Origin of the sequence: Microbispora sp. NPDC049125 (assembly GCF_040802045.1) — a bacterium.
Lineage (GTDB): Bacteria > Actinomycetota > Actinomycetes > Streptosporangiales > Streptosporangiaceae > Microbispora.
In genome coordinates this window covers 65,181-80,682 of record NZ_JBEZDW010000033.1, presented here as the reverse complement: position 1 = coordinate 80,682, position 15,502 = coordinate 65,181, and the positions used below count along the sequence as shown (strand labels likewise).

At 65.4% G+C, this 15,502-nt stretch carries 16 protein-coding genes and 1 CRISPR repeat array (1 of these 17 running past the window's edge); of the genes, 15 read left to right on the top strand and 1 reads right to left on the bottom strand.

Annotation, left to right across the window (positions count from 1 at the left end; genetic code table 11):
• Window positions 1-1,133: direct repeats of the CRISPR family, unit length 36 nt; unit sequence GTGGCGGTCGCCCTCCGGGGCGACCGAGGGTCGCAA; it reaches 134 nt to the left of the window's first position.
• A gap of 460 nt (window positions 1,134-1,593) precedes the next feature.
• The 15 genes from AB0B72_RS30390 to AB0B72_RS30320 all read left to right on the top strand — a co-directional run bounded on the left by AB0B72_RS30390 (window position 1,594) and on the right by AB0B72_RS30320 (window position 14,538).
• The gene (locus AB0B72_RS30390) at window positions 1,594-2,001 is read left to right on the top strand and encodes a hypothetical protein (protein ID WP_367742628.1); all 408 of its coding nucleotides are present in this window, start codon (window positions 1,594-1,596) and stop codon (window positions 1,999-2,001) included.
• Window positions 1,980-2,771 (top strand): hypothetical protein, encoded by a 792-nt coding sequence (locus AB0B72_RS30385; RefSeq protein WP_367742627.1) that lies wholly within the window; start codon window positions 1,980-1,982, stop codon window positions 2,769-2,771. Before AB0B72_RS30390 ends, AB0B72_RS30385 begins: the two co-directional genes overlap by 22 nt.
• A gap of 150 nt (window positions 2,772-2,921) precedes the next feature.
• Complete coding sequence (locus AB0B72_RS30380) at window positions 2,922-3,458, top strand: SAF domain-containing protein (RefSeq protein WP_367742626.1); 537 nt, start codon at window positions 2,922-2,924, stop codon at window positions 3,456-3,458.
• The gene (locus AB0B72_RS30375; protein WP_367742624.1) at window positions 3,459-4,238 is read left to right on the top strand and encodes a hypothetical protein; all 780 of its coding nucleotides are present in this window, start codon (window positions 3,459-3,461) and stop codon (window positions 4,236-4,238) included. It abuts the gene before it with no gap.
• Window positions 4,239-4,360: 122 nt separating this feature from the next.
• A complete protein-coding gene (locus AB0B72_RS30370; protein ID WP_367742623.1) occupies window positions 4,361-5,638 on the top strand; it encodes a CpaF family protein in 1,278 nt (425 codons plus the stop codon).
• A gap of 170 nt (window positions 5,639-5,808) precedes the next feature.
• A complete protein-coding gene (locus AB0B72_RS30365) occupies window positions 5,809-6,501 on the top strand; it encodes a type II secretion system F family protein (RefSeq protein WP_367742622.1) in 693 nt (230 codons plus the stop codon).
• A complete protein-coding gene (locus AB0B72_RS30360) occupies window positions 6,498-7,337 on the top strand; it encodes a type II secretion system F family protein (protein ID WP_367742621.1) in 840 nt (279 codons plus the stop codon). The genes AB0B72_RS30365 and AB0B72_RS30360 overlap by 4 nt, the downstream gene beginning before the upstream one ends.
• Before the next feature lie 10 nt (window positions 7,338-7,347).
• A complete protein-coding gene (locus AB0B72_RS30355; RefSeq protein ID WP_367742619.1) occupies window positions 7,348-7,560 on the top strand; it encodes a hypothetical protein in 213 nt (70 codons plus the stop codon).
• Window positions 7,557-7,961: a TadE family protein gene (locus tag AB0B72_RS30350; RefSeq protein WP_367742618.1), complete on the top strand. Its 405-nt coding sequence runs from the start codon at window positions 7,557-7,559 to the stop codon at window positions 7,959-7,961. The genes AB0B72_RS30355 and AB0B72_RS30350 overlap by 4 nt, the downstream gene beginning before the upstream one ends.
• Entirely contained in the window at window positions 7,958-8,377 is a 420-nt protein-coding gene (locus tag AB0B72_RS30345) for a TadE/TadG family type IV pilus assembly protein (RefSeq protein WP_367742617.1), read from the top strand. The genes AB0B72_RS30350 and AB0B72_RS30345 overlap by 4 nt, the downstream gene beginning before the upstream one ends.
• Window positions 8,374-8,808 carry a pilus assembly protein TadG-related protein gene (locus tag AB0B72_RS30340; RefSeq protein ID WP_367742616.1) on the top strand — a complete coding sequence of 145 codons (435 nt, stop codon included), beginning with the start codon at window positions 8,374-8,376 and terminating at the stop codon, window positions 8,806-8,808. Before AB0B72_RS30345 ends, AB0B72_RS30340 begins: the two co-directional genes overlap by 4 nt.
• On the top strand, window positions 8,808-11,288 hold the full coding sequence (locus AB0B72_RS30335; protein WP_367742615.1) for a hypothetical protein: 2,481 nt from the start codon (window positions 8,808-8,810) through the stop codon (window positions 11,286-11,288). Before AB0B72_RS30340 ends, AB0B72_RS30335 begins: the two co-directional genes overlap by 1 nt.
• Window positions 11,289-11,556: 268 nt before the next feature.
• Entirely contained in the window at window positions 11,557-12,240 is a 684-nt protein-coding gene (locus tag AB0B72_RS30330; RefSeq protein ID WP_367742613.1) for a DUF6461 domain-containing protein, read from the top strand.
• Between the two features lie 553 nt (window positions 12,241-12,793).
• Entirely contained in the window at window positions 12,794-13,387 is a 594-nt protein-coding gene (locus tag AB0B72_RS30325; protein ID WP_367742612.1) for an RNA polymerase sigma factor, read from the top strand.
• Window positions 13,387-14,538: an HD-GYP domain-containing protein gene (locus tag AB0B72_RS30320; protein ID WP_367742611.1), complete on the top strand. Its 1,152-nt coding sequence runs from the start codon at window positions 13,387-13,389 to the stop codon at window positions 14,536-14,538. The genes AB0B72_RS30325 and AB0B72_RS30320 overlap by 1 nt, the downstream gene beginning before the upstream one ends.
• Window positions 14,539-15,041: 503 nt before the next feature.
• Here the strand turns inward: AB0B72_RS30320 and AB0B72_RS30315 are convergent.
• Window positions 15,042-15,470 carry a hypothetical protein gene (locus AB0B72_RS30315; RefSeq protein WP_367742609.1) on the bottom strand — a complete coding sequence of 143 codons (429 nt, stop codon included), beginning with the start codon at window positions 15,468-15,470 and terminating at the stop codon, window positions 15,042-15,044.
• Window positions 15,471-15,502 lie beyond the last annotated feature (32 nt).

Genomic DNA, 15,502 nt, shown 5'->3' with positions numbered 1-15,502 from the left:
GATCTGCCCGAGGTGGCGGTCGCCCTCCGGGGCGACCGAGGGTCGCAAGACTTCGGTCTGACCTCGCTGGCCGGGCTGGAGGTGTGGCGGTCGCCCCGGGGCGACCGAGGGTCGCAACGAGAAGTACCTCACCGAGCAGCGCTGAGCATCAAGGTGGCGGTCGCCCTCCGGGGCGACCGAGGGTCGCAACATCGGGGCCATCGCGGCATCCCTTCCTACGTCCAGGGTGGCGGTCGCCCTCCGGGGCGACCGAGGGTCGCAACCTCCAGGTGCTCAACAACGAGCTGGAGACAGCCGGGTGGCGGTCGCCCTCCGGGGCGACCGAGGGTCGCAACACCCCACGCGTCGAGGCGAGCGGGCTGTAGGCGCCCTTGTGGCGGTCGCCCTCCGGGGCGACCGAGGGTCGCAACCTCGTCGTCCTCCCAGATGACCATGTCGTCAGGGGTGGCGGTCGCCCTCCGGGGCGACCGAGGGTCGCAACGCCCACACACACGCCGCTCGAACGTCGCACCAGTGTGGCGGTCGCCCTCCGGGGCGACCGAGGGTCGCAACATCTCGCTCGGCTTCTAAGAGAGGGGAACACGATGGTGGCGGTCGCCCTCCGGGGCGACCGAGGGTCGCAACGCCGAGTCCAAGAGCGTCGACATGGCCGTCATCGAGTGGCGGTCGCCCTCCGGGGGCGACCGAGGGTCGCAACGGCATCGACGAGGTCGAGACCATCGTCGACACGATGTGGCGGTCGCCCTCCGGGGCGACCGAGGGTCGCAACATGAAGATCGCCTTCGCGGACGCGCTGCGGGACACCGTGGCGGTCGCCCTCCGGGGCGACCGAGGGTCGCAACGACGGGTTCAGGAAGATGTGGCTCGACTATGCCGACGTGGCGGTCGCCCTCCGGGGCGACCGAGGGTCGCAACCACTCGGCGCGTGTGATCAGGTCGATGGGCATGTGTGGCGGTCGCCCTCCGGGTCGACCGAGGGTCGCAACTGTACGGGTTCACGGCCTTGATCAATGTCCTGAACGGTGGCGGTCGCCCTCCGGGGCGACCGAGGGTCGCAACACCCACATGTCGTAGGTGCCATCGGACAGGGGCACGTGTGGCGGTCGCCCTCCAGGGCGACCGAGGGTCGCAACGTCACCAACGACAGCGGTGAAGCCGTCGGCGGCCGCCACCCTCTCTGGGGCGGAAGATCAGCAGCATGGCGTCTTTGTCCGATGCGACTTCACGCTGCTCCGTACTTGCACGACATGCGAAGCGATCGGGCTTCGCAAGTGGCCAGTGGTCAGGAGTTAGGGCAAGCCATCGGAGGTGGAATCACAGCCAGGAGCGCTCCGCATCTTCACTTGTCTCGGCCTTTGCAAGGTGCTTAATCTACTCTCTGCGACCAAGTGACAACTAAATGTAATAACAGATTGTGATTCCAGATTGAATGCAGGCCGAATAGCTACTCGCCGCTCAGCAGCGGCTATCTGCGCAGTGGCCGTGTTGAGTGCTTGCCAAGCGGAACGTCCTACCTCCTTGCCGACTCAGCCTTCAGCGATACCTGCCTCGGCGCCTTCTCTGGCCAGAGCAACCCCATCGTTGACACAAGACGTGATCGTCGCCACCTATAGCGAGTACTGGAAGACGCTCGCAGTTGCCGCCAGGACGTCACCGGAGGAAGCCCGCACTCTCCTCAAGCGGTACGTCAACGGCCCATATCTTGATCACCTTGTGGACGGGATCCGCCGGATGGCTGAGCAGGGGCGGGAACCATACGGCGAGGTGATCCCACGCTTGAAAGAGGTGCGCGTCGGCGGTAAGCGGGCCGAGGTTACCGACTGCCAGGACACCTCCAAAGCCGGTATGGCTGACCGGCTCACTCACAAGCTCATCCCCGGCTCTATCAGGGACAACTCAACGGCCAACATCAAGGCAGTGCTGGAGCAGTCGACCGACGGGCGGTGGCGCCTCACCGGATTGAGCATCAGGGAGGCGGCATGTACGCCACCCTCGCGCTGACCTCGCTTCTTGCGGCCTCTGCCTACTCAGTCGACATTCCCAAGGACGACGACCACGGAGCCTTCCCGTGGGGAAGCAGTTGGGTCGCGTACAGCAGCCACGAGACCAGGCAGCAGGGCCGACCACTGAGAAGCGGCAACGGCGGTGGCGGTCTGATCAACTGCCACGCCATCGGGGGCGCCAACGGCGCCACCTACCTGCAGTGCGATAGCGGGCCCGGCGGCCAGCGCAACGTCTTTCAGGGCGTAACCCCGGGAGATCCTGCGGCGCCTGCCGTAACACCGGAGATGCTTATGGAACAGGCGCTCCGCCAGCTCAAGCCTCCCGTCCCGCGGATCGCTACGGCGCCACCCCGCGGCCGTGACGGGCTGGTCGGCCTCCCGCATCTCTTCTGGGCCGAGCGCAGCCAGTGGCATTCGATCAGCACAAGAGCCGCGAGCGGGCCGGTCTGGGCCGAGGTCACCGCGACCCCAGCAACGATGGTCATTCGGCCGGGCGCGGGGCAAGCCACAGCGACATGCAAGGGCCCGGGCACGCCGTACACCGCGTCGAAGGACATACGCGGCCAGAGAAGCAGCTGCTCATACCTGTTTACCCGCTCCAGCGCCGGCCTGCCCGGCTCGCGCTACAAGGTGATCGTCTCCATCGTCTGGACGGCCACCTGGACCGGGTCCGGTGGTGCGGGCGGAACGCTGGCGCCGATGACGACGTCCACGACCTTCCCGCTGCGGATCGCCGAAGGCCAGGCACTGATCCAGAGGAGCTCCTAGATGGTCCGCAGATCAATGCCCGCTCCACCCCAGCACGCTGGCAACGGTGTCGCTCCTCCCGTGCAGGTGCCGAAGCTTCCAGTCCAGCCACGACAGCGTCGCCGAGGACTGCTGCTCCTCGGACTGCTCGTGGTGAGTGGCGGTGGTGTGGTGAGCTACCAGACGGTCACCGGCATGAGCGATCGCGTACCGGTTCTCGTGATGACTCGTGGCGTGGCCCTAGGTCAGCAGTTAACGGCCAGCGACGTCTCTACTACGACGGTGGGCGTCGACGACCTTGTAACTACGGTTCCTGCCGAAGAGCTGCGCCGGGTGATCGGAATGCGGGCAGCCGCCGACCTCGTGGCAGGCATGCTCGTGCAGCCCAAGCTAGTCACCGACCAACTCTCCCCGCTCGGCGACCAGCAGCTCGTACCCGTCGCGGTGAAGCCGAGCCGACTGCCGGCTCGTGGGCTCCGGCCGGGCGATCCGATCCTCGTCATCGCCACGCCAGAGAGCCAACCCGTGCCGACAGCCAAGACAACTGCCAGGACCGCTGTCGAAGCGCTTGTCGACCAGGTGAAAGGACCCGATACCGACGGACTGATGGTCGTCGACCTCATCGTCAACAGGACGGAAGGCCCCGAGCTCGCCACCTTGGCAGCTGACGGCCAGGTCGCCATGGTCCTCAACCCCCGGAGCACCTGAATGGCGACCTACACACTGATGAGCCCCGGCGGCTCGCCAGGCGTTACCACCACCGCTCTTGCCCTCACCTACGCCTGGGGAGACCGAGCCCTGCTCGCGGAGTGTGACCCCAAGGGCGGCAGCGTCCTCCCGGGATTCCTTGTCGGCCGGATGGAAGGGCCGCCCAGCGGTCTCCTGGAGTTCGCGCTGGCCATCGCCCACGAGCCCGACCCACAGACTCTGTGGAAGTATGTCGTCTCCCTCGACCAAGACGCCCGCGAGTGGCTCCTGCTACCCGGCATCAGGGACCCACGTCACGCGGCGCAGCTCGAGACGGCCTGGGACGCGATCTCGGGTGCCATCACGTCGGCCACCCACGACGTCGTCGATGTCGTGCTGGACGTAGGCCAGATCGGAGGGCCTGACACCCCCATGCGGCTGATCGCGACGTCGGATATGGCTCTCATGGTGTTGCGCCCGTGTCTGCGCCAGGTCGCGGACGCTCGGCCCAGACTCGACGCGCTCGGCCGCTACGTAGGGACCAAGGTGCCGGTGGCCCTCTGCCTGATCGGCGAAGGCGACTACAGCAGCAAGGAGATCAGCAACGCGCTGTACGGCCTCCCCGTCATCGGCGCGATCCCCCATGATCCGAGGTCAGCCGAAGTCCTGTCTGACGGCAAGCGGGCCAGGCGATCCTTCCGCCGATCACCGCTGATGCGCGGGGCGTCTTTCCTCGCGATGGCGATGCGCGAACACCTCGAAAGCCTGCAGGAGCCGGCTGAGGAGATGGTTACGCGATGAGCAGCCGGCGACCCGGCGAAGTCTGGCCTCCGCGTCCCATCACTGGCCCTGGTGACTCCGGTCTGCTTCCGCGTTCGGCAACTCCAGCGGAGGAGATCGGCCAAAAGGCATTCCGGGAAGCCGTGCTCGACATCACCGCCTCGGTGGCCGACGACCTGAAAGACACCGAGGATCGAGACACGGCCCGGCACGTGATCCAGGCCCGGGTGCAGCACTGGGCTCATGGGCGGTTGTCCGAGACCGGCGCCGTGAGTTTCGCGACCCAGCGCCGGCTCGTCCAGGCCGTCCTGGACGAGCGGTTCGAGCTTGGCGTGCTCACGCCGTACGTCAATGACAGCAGAGTCGAGAGCATCGACATCAACGGATGCGACGAGGTGTGGATCACCTACAGCGACGGCGCCTGCGAGCGCGGGCCGGCCGTGGCCGCTACCGACGACGAGCTGATCAAGATGATCCAGATGTGGGCGCTCCACAAGAGTTACAACCCCCGCGAGTTCTCGGCCGCGAACCCGCTGCTCAACACGGCGCTCCGCCCCGGCGACGGAGACGATGGCGTCGGCGTACGGCTCAGCGCCACTATGTCCGTCACGAGTCGCCCCTGCGCGAGCATCCGCTGTCACCGCCTGGTCGACGTGACTCTCGACCACCTGCTGAGACTCGGCACGGTCAACCGCAGCCTTTACGGCTTCCTGCGCGCCGCCGTGCTGTCCCGGCTGAACATCGTCATCACCGGTGGTACGGCCGCCGGCAAGACTACGATGCTGCGGGCCTTGGCATCGGCGATCGATCCTGCCGAACGGCTGGCCACGCTGGAGTCGGACTACGAGCTGTTCCTGGACAAGCTGAGGCATCGGCACCAGAACGTCATCGCCTTCCAGGTGCGCCAGGCCAACTCCGAGGGCGCCGGCGCGGTGACGCTCAACGACCTGATCCCGCACTCCCTGCGCAAGAACATCAAGCGGATCATCGTCGGCGAGGTACGGGCCGACGAAATCATTCCGATGTTCGAGGCCATGAACACCGGCCACCCGGGCTCGATGTGCACGATCCACGCGGACGGCACCGAAGAGATCTTCAACCGGATCGTCATGCTCTGGACCCGCGGAGTCGGCGCCCAGACCCCACCCGCCGTCATCCACCTCAACTCGGGGGAGACCATCGACCTGGTCGTCCACCTGCGGATGGATCCCAAGACGAACACCCGCTTCGTTTCCGAGGTCCTCGAGGTGATGCCGCCGGCCGACAGCGAGCTACCCAGTCGCAACCGCGTCTACAGCCCGACGGGCCCCGGCGGGCGGGCGATGCCGGACATCACGCCGCAGTGCCTGTCCAGGCTGAAGGCCGTGGGATTCGACCCCGCGCTTCTCGACCCGTACGCCGCCGTGTGGGAGGTGCGGTGAACACGTCTGCCCTGCTAGCCGGTTTAAGCACCTCCGCGGTGCTGGGCGGAGCCATCTGCATCGTCCTCGGTGTCATCGGTCGGGGGCCCGATGAACCGGTACGACCCCCTTCCCGATGGCTGCCCATCCGTACGGCGCTGGTCGCACAGCGGCGGCTCATCGTGCTTTCCTTGGCCGCCTCGGTCGCCGTCCTCGGCGTGACCGGATGGCCGGTCGCCGCCTGTGCCACGGCATTAGCCGTACTCGCCCTGCCGAAGGTGGTGTCCGGCCGCCCCGCCGCCCAGCAGATCCGGAAGCTTGAAGCGCTGGAGCTGTGGACTCGACGCCTGGCCGATCTGCTCGTGGCCGGCCGGGCGCTGGAACAGGCATTGGAGCAGAGCGCCGCTCGCAACGTCCCGCTCGCCATCGCCGGCCCGGTCTCCGCTCTCGCCCGCCGGCTCCACGTCGCTCAGATGCCCTCCGAACAGGCGCTCCGGCTCTTCGCCGACGAGCTGGACGATCCGGTCGGCGACCGCATCGCCGCCGCCCTCATCTTGGTGGCCCGGCGACGGGGCAGGGGCGCCAGTGCCCTGCTCCAACAACTCGCCCAGCTGGTCGCCAAGGACGTGAGCGACCGCCGAGAGGTCGAAGCGGCCCGCGCCGAACACCGCACAACGGTGCGCTGGATCAGCGGAATCCTCATCGCCTTCACCGCGATCGCCATCACGCAGCGGTCCTACGTCGCCCCATTCGGCACCCCAACGGGTCAGGTCGTGCTCGCCATGGTGGCCACCCTTTACGGCCTTGCCCTGTGGTGGCTGCATCGGCTCGGCAGCTCCGCCGTGGGGCACCGATTCCTCACCGATTCGAGGACGCGGCGATGAACATTGCCGCTGTAGCCGGAGGAGCGCTGATCGGCCTGGGGCTGGTCATCGTCGTGTCCGAGCTTGTTCCCGGCCCTCCACACCTCGACGCCGCGCTCGCACGGCTCGACGGTGCGGGCCGTCCCAGACCTCGCCGCTGGTTCACCATACGGCTGTCGCGTCTCCCCGTTCCACGCGACGACCTGGCGCTCCTCGGCATCAGCGTTGAGCGCTTCACCCTCCAGCGCGTGGCCTTCCTGCTGTTCGGCTTGGTGTTGCCTCTCCCGCTGAGCGTGCTGTGCACGGTGGCCGGCATCTCCCTGCCTTGGGCCGTACCGACCGGAGCAGGTCTTCTCTGTGGACTTCTGTTCGCCCTGATCCCCGACTACGCCGCCAGGAGCCAGGCGCGAGAGCGCCGTCGCGAGTTCCGCGCCGCCCTGGCGACCTACCTCGACATGGTGGCGCTGGAGCGAGCCGCCGGCGCGGGGCCACCCCAGGCGCTCCAGGCCCCAGCTGAGGTGTGTACCGGCTGGGTGTTCCGCCGCATCGCACAGGTGTTGGAGCATTCGAAACGCGCCGGTGAGCAGCCGTGGCGCGGTCTCGCCCTCCTAGGCGGCGAGGTGAGGATTCCGGAGCTGACCGAGCTCGCCGACATAGCCGAGGATGCGGGTTCCGAAGGAACCCAGGTGCTGTCCACTCTTCTGGCCAAGGCGCAGTCCATGCGCACCACCGCGTTGACCGAGGCACGCGCCCGCGCCAACAGCCAAACAAGCGAGATGCCCATCGCCATCGGCATCTCGGTGTTCGGGTTCTTGGCGCTCGTGTGCTTCCCCGCCGTCTACCGAATCATGAGCTGAGGAGATCCACATGTCCCCTCTCCTGCCGCAGGAAGCCGCCTACTGCCTCGCCCTCAGGAAGCTCCTGCAGGACAGGCTCGAACGAGCACGCAGGCATCGGGACAGAGGTGCGATGTCAGCAGAGGCGATGATCATCATCGCGGCGCTTGTGCTGGTCGCAGTCACCGTCATGGGCATCGTCACCGCGAAAATCATCTCCAAGGCCAACTCGATCAACCTGTGACTCCGCAGCTGAAGGTCAGAGGCGATCAGGGATCCATCACCGCAGAAGTGATGATCACCCTGCCTGCCGTCATGCTCACGATTCTCGTCTGCATGCAGCTCTGCCTGCTGTTCTACGCCCACTCTGTGGCGCTCGCCGCCGCCCAGCAAGGCGTCCGGGCCTCGCGAGCCGATGGTGGTTCCCGTACGGCCGGCGCGGGCGTGGCCAGAAGCTACGCCGAGCGGACAGCAGGCGGGTTCCTTGACTCCATAAGCGCCAGCAGCGGCGGAGACTCGACGCGTGTGCGGGTGACTGTCCGAGGCCGTGCGCTCTCCCTCGTCCCTTTCCTGCCGTCGATCCAGATTTCTCAGGAAGCCGCCGGAGCCGTCGAGCGCTTCACGACTCCTGGGCGGACGTCATGAAGGACCGCGGCAGCGCAACGGTGGAGGCGATGCTCGCCATCACGGCCATCGTCCTGGTCATCCTGCTGGGGGTGGCCGGTGGAAGGATCACGGTCGCCAGCGCAGCGGTGGAGGCGGCAGCACGCGATGCCGCCCGCCAGGCCTCCATCGCACGGTCAGCCGCCGAGGCCGGCAGGCGGGCTGGGGCGAGCGCGCGCGAGTCGCTCAGCAGCCGAGGTGTCAGGTGCACTTCGGTAAGCGTCCAGGTGAGCACGTCGGGATTCAGTCGGCCGGTAGGAAGCCCTGCAACCGTCTCGACAACCGTCGCCTGCTTCGTCCCTCTCGATGACCTTGCGTTCCCCGGCCTGCCGGGGAACGTTTGGCGCCGGGCCACCGCCACCAGCCCGCTGGACCCTTACCGCGGGAGGGAAGCGTGACAGCGTGCCTCTTCTGCACCCGTGACGCTGACCGCGGATCGATCACGCCGTTCGCGCTCATCTTCATCGTGACCCTCATACTCTTCGTCGGCCTGGCAGTCGACGGAGGCGCCAAGCTGCGAGCGGGCTGGGAGGCAGTGGGCATCGCCGAAGAAGCGGCCCGAGCCGGGGCAGGGCAGATCGACCGACGTGCCGCCTATGAGGGCCGGGTGTTCATCGTCGATCGCGGCGCCGCCGTACGAGCAGCCCAGGCGTATCTCAGCGCTACGGGCCGACCCGGGAGCGTCGCCATCACCGGCCCGGACTCGATCCGGGTGCGAGTCACAGTCACCAAGCCGACATGGCTGCTCTCACTGGTCGGCCTCTCCTCCGTATCGATGACCGCCACTGCCACCGCTGACCTCGTCTCCGGCGTCGAGAGGCCCAACTGATGACGCTGTCTCGCCTGCTCCGTGCTCTGGCCGCGACGATCGTGCTGGCCGGCACTGTTGTCGTCTTTCCGATCCTGTTCTACCGGCTTGCCGGCTTTCCGCTGCCTGATCACCTCCCCAGCGTGCACGAACTCGGTGAGAGGCTCGTTGCTCAGGATGACGGCACGCTGCTCATTGCCGCCCTGAAGCTCATCGCCTGGGGGGCGTGGGCGGCGTTCTCGGTCTCGGTGCTTATCGAGCTCGGTGCTCTGCTGGTTGGGGCACGACTCGCCCCGCGGCTGCCTGGTCTGGGTGCGATGCAGCGTATGGCGGCATACCTGGTCGCGTCCGCCTCGTTCATCGCCAGTGCCCCTGCGGCAATGGCTGCGGACGCAGCTCCTCCTCCTGTCGTCGCCATGGCGCCGACGCACGCTCTCGGTGGTGACCTCACGCTTGACGAGCCACCAGCGGATCATGAGCGCACTTATCGTGTGAAGCAGGGAGACAGCCTGTGGGAGATCGCGGACGACAAGCTGGGTAGCTCCCGCCGGTGGACACGCATTTGGAAGCTGAATGCCCACTCCGCCCAGCCCGGAGGGCAGAGGTTCACTGATCCCGGGGTCATCCATCCCGGCTGGAAGCTCCGGCTCCCGCTGAAGGACAGCAAGCCACATCGCGAAGTTCCGCGTGCCCCAGAGGGCTCCCACCAGCCGACAACGTCCGTCGCTCCTCTTACGCCTGCCCAGGAGCCGGTCGAGCAGGGAACCGGGAGCGTCATCGAACTGAACTCGGGATCGCTGGTGGCGTTGGCATACGCGGCAGGCATCAGCACGGCGTACGTGGCCAATCGTCTGCGCCGGCGTCGGCGCTGGACCCCGCCGCCGGCATCGGAACCTGTGGTCATGACACCCGAGCCGAAGCCGGATCCTGCCGTGGAAGAACTCCGACGCGCTCACCTACGTACCTTCACGGCACGCGGCGAACAGCCTCCCCCAGATCTCGAACTGCTCCGCGAGGCGCACTCGATCGATGTACCGCAGAAGAGCGCCATCGGGAGACGAGCCGATGATTCCACCATCGACATCGAACTCACCGGCGCAGGCCTCGGCCTCACAGGAGATGGCGCCCACGATGTCGCCCGCTATCTGATCGTCGATCTGCTTCGGCAGGCGAATAACTTCCGAGTCGAGGTCGTGATCTCCGGCGAGCTGGCAGAGAGCCTCCTCGGGACTCCGGCCGAGGAGCTCCATTCGATGGCGACGTCGCTTCCTGGTCTGGTCGTCGCGCCTACGCCGGACGCCGCACTCAAGCACTTCGAGCAGACGTACTTCACCCGTAAGCGGACGCTGCTCGAACGCGAGGCGAAAGACATCGAGGATTTGCGGGAGCGGGATCCCGGAGAGGTTCTACCGACTCTCGTCCTGGTGGCTGAAGTCGACGACGAGGTCTTCGACCGGGTCTCGGCTCCCCTGGTCACCTCCTCAACGACAGGAGTCGGGGCACTACTCCTGGGCGAGTGGCCATGCGGCACGACATGCGAGGTCAACGAGGACCACCAGGTCGTCAAAGTCGAAGGCCAGCTCGCCGACGAAGTCTCCGACGCTCAGCTCTTCCACGTCACCGACAGCGAAGCGGCTGCGCACCTGAGAGAGCTGCTGCCCGAGGAAGCGCCGGCAAGCATCGCGGAGGAAGCTTCTCCGGACCCAGCACCCACAGCCTGGGACGGCCCGCAGTTGATTCGCTTCTCGGTGCTCGGCCCTCCCACCATTCGCGCACGGGGCCGCTCCACTCCATGTGAGCTCGGCTGGCTGCAGCTCAACGCGCTCGTGTTCCTCGCGCTCCATCCCGAAGGCGTCACCCGCGACCAGCTCACGACCGCCCTTTGGCCTGAAGACACCGGCAAGGACGTGCACAACACACTGCGCCACCTTCGCAATGCCCTGGTCGCCGCTTCGGGCTACGAGAATCCCGACCGGAAGCGAGCACCCTTCATCAACGCATCGACCACCCAGGACGGCGCGGCTTACCGCATCGATCAGGCGCTGATGAGCGTCGACTTATGGGACTACCAGGCGGCTCTGGAAGAGCTCAGAGCGGCATCCGAGCCCGCGGTCAAGCTGACGGCTCTTCTCAGGGCCGCAGGGTTGTGCAACGGGGAACTGGCGCATGGCCTGGAAACTGAGTGGATCGACGAGTACCGCTACCCACTGACCCGGTCGCAAGCCGACGTCCTGAGCCAGCTCGCCGAACAATCCGAAGAGGAAGATCCGGAGCAGGCGCTGATTGCTCTGGAAAGAGCTCGCGTGCTGGACCCTGACACTGAGGAGACCTACCTCCGCATCGTTCGCCTGCAGTTACGCCTTGGCCGGCGAGACGACGCGCGGCGGACCGCCAAGCTACTCCGTCAGCAAACTGGCGCCCTAGGGATCTCCACCAGTCAGCGAACCGAACGGCTTCTTGCTGCGCTGTTCCAGGAGGGGTCGGGCGTCGGTCCGAGCTAACGGCCAGGGGCGTCAAGCATCACACTCACGGCGGCACTACGAAAAGGCGCGGCCAGGTCCCCAGCAGATCGAGGTCGCGATCTCGATAGGCACGCAAGTCCAAGGGTCAGCGACGACGCGACACAAATACGGCACCTCCCTCGTGGGGCCGTTCTTGAAACGGCTGGACAGAGGTTGACGGCTCCAGGCACAGATCGCCTGGCCGGTTCCGTCGCGCCTCTGGGATGATCTCCACCATCCGTTCCCGCCGAGCAAAGGGGGCCTCTGCTTGAACCCCGGACACCCGCCGACCGCCGACCTGCGCGAGCACTACCGGCAACTGATGAACAGCACGCAGTGGCTCGGCGTAGGCATGTGCTGGACGGTGGTGGTGCCCGATGATGGGCAGGCACTCACATTGGACCAGGTCGCCGCCCGGCTCGCCGGGAACACGCCCTACCGGCTGCACAAGCCGGCGACGCTCAACGCCGTCGGGCCGCCCGAACGCGACGCCTACCCCCTGTTCGTCGACGGGTTCGGCTCGGCCACCGTTCTCTTCGAATGGGACTACCTCGGGGCAAGCCCCGCCGTGCTCCGGCGGCTCAGCGAGAGAGCGCGCGTCTACAGCGCCTGGTGGAACGTCAACGCCAACACCCTGCTGAGCTTCGCGGCCGGAGGCGAGCACGTCCTGGCGATCGACGCGCTCTTCCCCGGGCGGCAGGAACACCATGCCGGCCTGACTCAGTGGCCCGAGCTGCAGGCGATGACGGACTTCTTCGCCGCGCCCGCGTCCGAGGACCCCGATGAGGCCGAGGAAGAGGATGAGGACGACCTCGACGACCGCGCCGACTACGACTGGAGAGCCGCCTGCCTCGCAGTCATCGACCGCACCACCGGGGCGCGGCTGACCGGCGAGTGGCTGGAACAGCCGCATCCCTACGTGACGGTCCGCATGCCCGACGCGACCCGCTGACCCCTGAACGATCAGCGCCCGAGCTGCGTACGCGGGAAACGATCATTCTCTTTGCGGGAAGCGATCTTCTCAACCCCTCTTGCGCCCCATGCCAGCCCTACTCGTGAACACCCCTCGTGTCGATGAGCACAGCCTGTTCAAGGTGGTGGAGCAGATACGGCAATCGCGTCAGTGCGGGCGGCCAGGGCTCGCCGCGCCGGTCAACCGGGTTTGAGAGCTACGTATCACTTGATGAGGACAGTCAGCGACGCCCTCCCTCTGAGCCACAGTTTCGCTGTCTGACACGATGCCCCAACTTTTCTGTCCTCTCCCGCCTTAAGTGAGTGCCGGGGTTCAATAGCGAGGAGAGGGGGTGGCCGGTGCTGCCGTTCCTAGCCAAGGATCCAGAGCTAGCAGCCGCATTGGTCACGTTCACGGTAACCAGCGTGAACTGTGTGAAAGAGGTGATGCGTTGGCGTAAGCGAGCGGTCGTCGTGAAGACCCTACACGTGCATATTCATGTATTTGGTGAAAGCCACATCATCCGAACGCTGTCAACAACGGACTCAGAATCATGAAGGGGTCATGGTCCAGGCCATCACGACAGTCGACCGGGGTACTCATCCGCGACGACCTCCCCAGCGAAGAGGCTCTCGCACTATTCTTCCTGGAACACCACCGAGCGTTGCGTCGCTACCTCATCGCGCAAGGTTGCGCAGATAGCGACAGCGACGACATCGTCCAAGATGCCTTCCTGATCGTACGAGAGCGGTGGTCAACTATCGCTTACTACGACAGGCCCAAGGCATACCTATACAAGATTTCCATCCGTCTGTGGTATAGGCAGGCAGCCCTTATCCGCCGAGGCGGGTACAGGGATGACCACGACAACATCCTGAATGCTCTTCCCGACTCCGTCGATGCAGCCTCTGACATAGAGCTCGCCGACACCCTTACCCGCTGGTTTCGGCAACTGCCTCGTCAGCAACGCAATGTCGCCGGCCTTCGCCTTATCGCGGAGCTAACGGAAGTAGAGACCGCCGAAGTTATGGGAGTCAGTCTAGGGACGGTGAAGTCTCAGCTCAACGCGGCCAGAAAGACTCTTCGAGAACTACGAGATCGAGACGAACGAGCAGAGCGGAAAGAGTCGGGAAGGGAGCCAAGGTGATGACCATCGACGACATAATTCGACGCATGGCGGCCTCCACCGACGCGCGCAACAAGAACGACGAGACGGCACTGCGAGAGTTCGCCTCAGCCGCGCAGAGAGTCGACAACGATCCGAGCGAGGCACGACGTATCCACGCTCTCGCCGAGCAGATCGATGTGGAAATCACCGCCTACGACCAAGGCATAGCTGCACTTGACCGCGGCGACGCCGACGCTGCTCAACCCCTGCTATGGATAGCAGCGGGCGCAGAGCAGGGCGAAGCTGATGGAATACTTACCCAGCTCCTGGCGCAGCCTCCGGCCGATGCTCCTTCACTCAGTCTCCGCCAACGCGCCGCAGAGGTCCGTGCGCACCGGGCCGTCTTGAAGGCCGCGTACATGAAGGGCTCGACCGGCACTGCCACTCCTTCCCAACGGCTATCCACCTTGCGGCGAATGGGCACATGGTTCCGGCCGAAAGCCAAGATCACGGCCGACGACCTGGAAGAAGTCCTTATGGCGGCTATGGAGAGTAAAGACCCCTTCACTCGCCGGCACAGCGAGTGTATCTCCCAGCTGGTTGTCCTCATCGGACGCGAGGTCGGTATGCCCCCCGCGAAACTAGAGGCTGCCCGTCTCGGCGGACTGTTCCACGACATCGGCAAGCTTGCTGTTCCCACCACCGTACTCCGCAAGACCGGGGCTATCACGGAAGAGGAGTTCACTCTCATCCAACTGCACGCGGTCCGCGGCATGCGTATCGTCCAGGACTTGCCGGAATTCTTCGACGGCGTCCCTGCCGGCGCGGCCCGCAAGCTCCTTATGGCTGAAACTCTCGCGGGTATCCTGCATCACCATGAGAGGTTTGACGGCGGCGGCTACCCACTTGGCCTAGCGGGCGACGAGATTCCTGAAGTATCTCGAGTCATTGCTGTTGCTGACGCCTTCGACTCTATGACGACCATTCGGCCATACCGACCTGCGCGACTCATCGATGAGGCGGCAGCCGAATTGCGGCGCCATAGCGGTATCGGTTTCGATCCCTACATCGTCGAGGCCTTCCTCACCATCATCAACACTCATCGGGACCAGGTTGAAGGCCTGGTTTGTGGGCATCAGTCGCCTGGCAATGCGCAAAGTTGCCGAGTACTCGACATGCCTCCTAATTAAACCCGGTCCGTCCGACTATCCAATATGGTGTCCCGTAAACGATGCTCTACGGGACACCAGCGGAAGTGGCCTGCACTAAATCGACCGCGACTGGGTCCGGCGGTGACCGAGTTGCCTCCCGAGTTGAACGAGATGAGGTGACAGCCGGAGGGCAAAGGTCCGGCGGACGACTTCCGCGGCCTGCGCCATTTCGCCGAACGGATGGGAGGCGACTTCGTGGCCGGTGGCGTCCTCTGCACCGCACCCGGACCTTCCCTTTCGCCCCCCGCATACGCGCCATGCTGGTGAGTGCCCTCTGGCATAGTTCGGCCGAGCTTTAGGGGCTGGCAGTCCGTGGTCGTTGCGCTACGCAGCCGCATCGATCACCTCATGACCGTCATCGAGCACCCTCTGAAGCGCATGCAATACCGGCCTGTCTCCCTCCGACGGCTTGATCACCGAGACCGACGCAACCTCGGACCGCCGTAACCCGTGAACCGAAGATTTCTGTCCGGTACTCAAAATTAAAAAGGGCATACGTCTTTCTTAGCAAATTCCAGAAAGTAGTTCCACGTGACTGCAGATCCAGGCACGCCGAGCCAAACCTGGTCTGGCTTGAGATTTTGAACGTCATTCAGCGTAAATCCCACTTGACCAAATATTCCTTCCTTGCCATCTCCAGGCCACGCTTCGGCCATGTAGTCTACGTTCGGATCGAGCTTTGCCGAGCCCGAGGAGATCTGCCACTGCGGCTCTGGAGAGGTTATGTCTACGATTTGGTAGTCGGAGTTGCCGTCAACCTTGGGGTTCTCGTATTTAACGACGGCCTTCCAGGGGTTTGGCTTTAAAATCCAAGCACCCATGGTCGTTGGCCTGTCGCACCATACGATAGCTATCGCCAGGTTCCCTTTGGCGGTCCGGATAACTCCTACAGCTCCGTCTATACGGTTCACACAACCCGCTACCGCGCCCAGCAGTAGGGCAA

What these genes read in the sequence shown, in the direction of transcription:
- AB0B72_RS30385 (WP_367742627.1), top strand. Translation starts at nt 1,980, where the DNA reads ATGTACGCCACCCTCGCGCTGACCTCGCTTCTTGCGGCCTCTGCCTAC.
- AB0B72_RS30375 (WP_367742624.1), top strand. Translation starts at nt 3,459, where the DNA reads ATGGCGACCTACACACTGATGAGCCCCGGCGGCTCGCCAGGCGTTACC.
- AB0B72_RS30360 (WP_367742621.1), top strand. Translation starts at nt 6,498, where the DNA reads ATGAACATTGCCGCTGTAGCCGGAGGAGCGCTGATCGGCCTGGGGCTG.
- AB0B72_RS30355 (WP_367742619.1), top strand. Translation starts at nt 7,348, where the DNA reads ATGTCCCCTCTCCTGCCGCAGGAAGCCGCCTACTGCCTCGCCCTCAGG.
- AB0B72_RS30345 (WP_367742617.1), top strand. Translation starts at nt 7,958, where the DNA reads ATGAAGGACCGCGGCAGCGCAACGGTGGAGGCGATGCTCGCCATCACG.
- AB0B72_RS30335 (WP_367742615.1), top strand. Translation starts at nt 8,808, where the DNA reads ATGACGCTGTCTCGCCTGCTCCGTGCTCTGGCCGCGACGATCGTGCTG.
- AB0B72_RS30325 (WP_367742612.1), top strand. Translation starts at nt 12,794, where the DNA reads ATGAAGGGGTCATGGTCCAGGCCATCACGACAGTCGACCGGGGTACTC.
- AB0B72_RS30320 (WP_367742611.1), top strand. Translation starts at nt 13,387, where the DNA reads ATGACCATCGACGACATAATTCGACGCATGGCGGCCTCCACCGACGCG.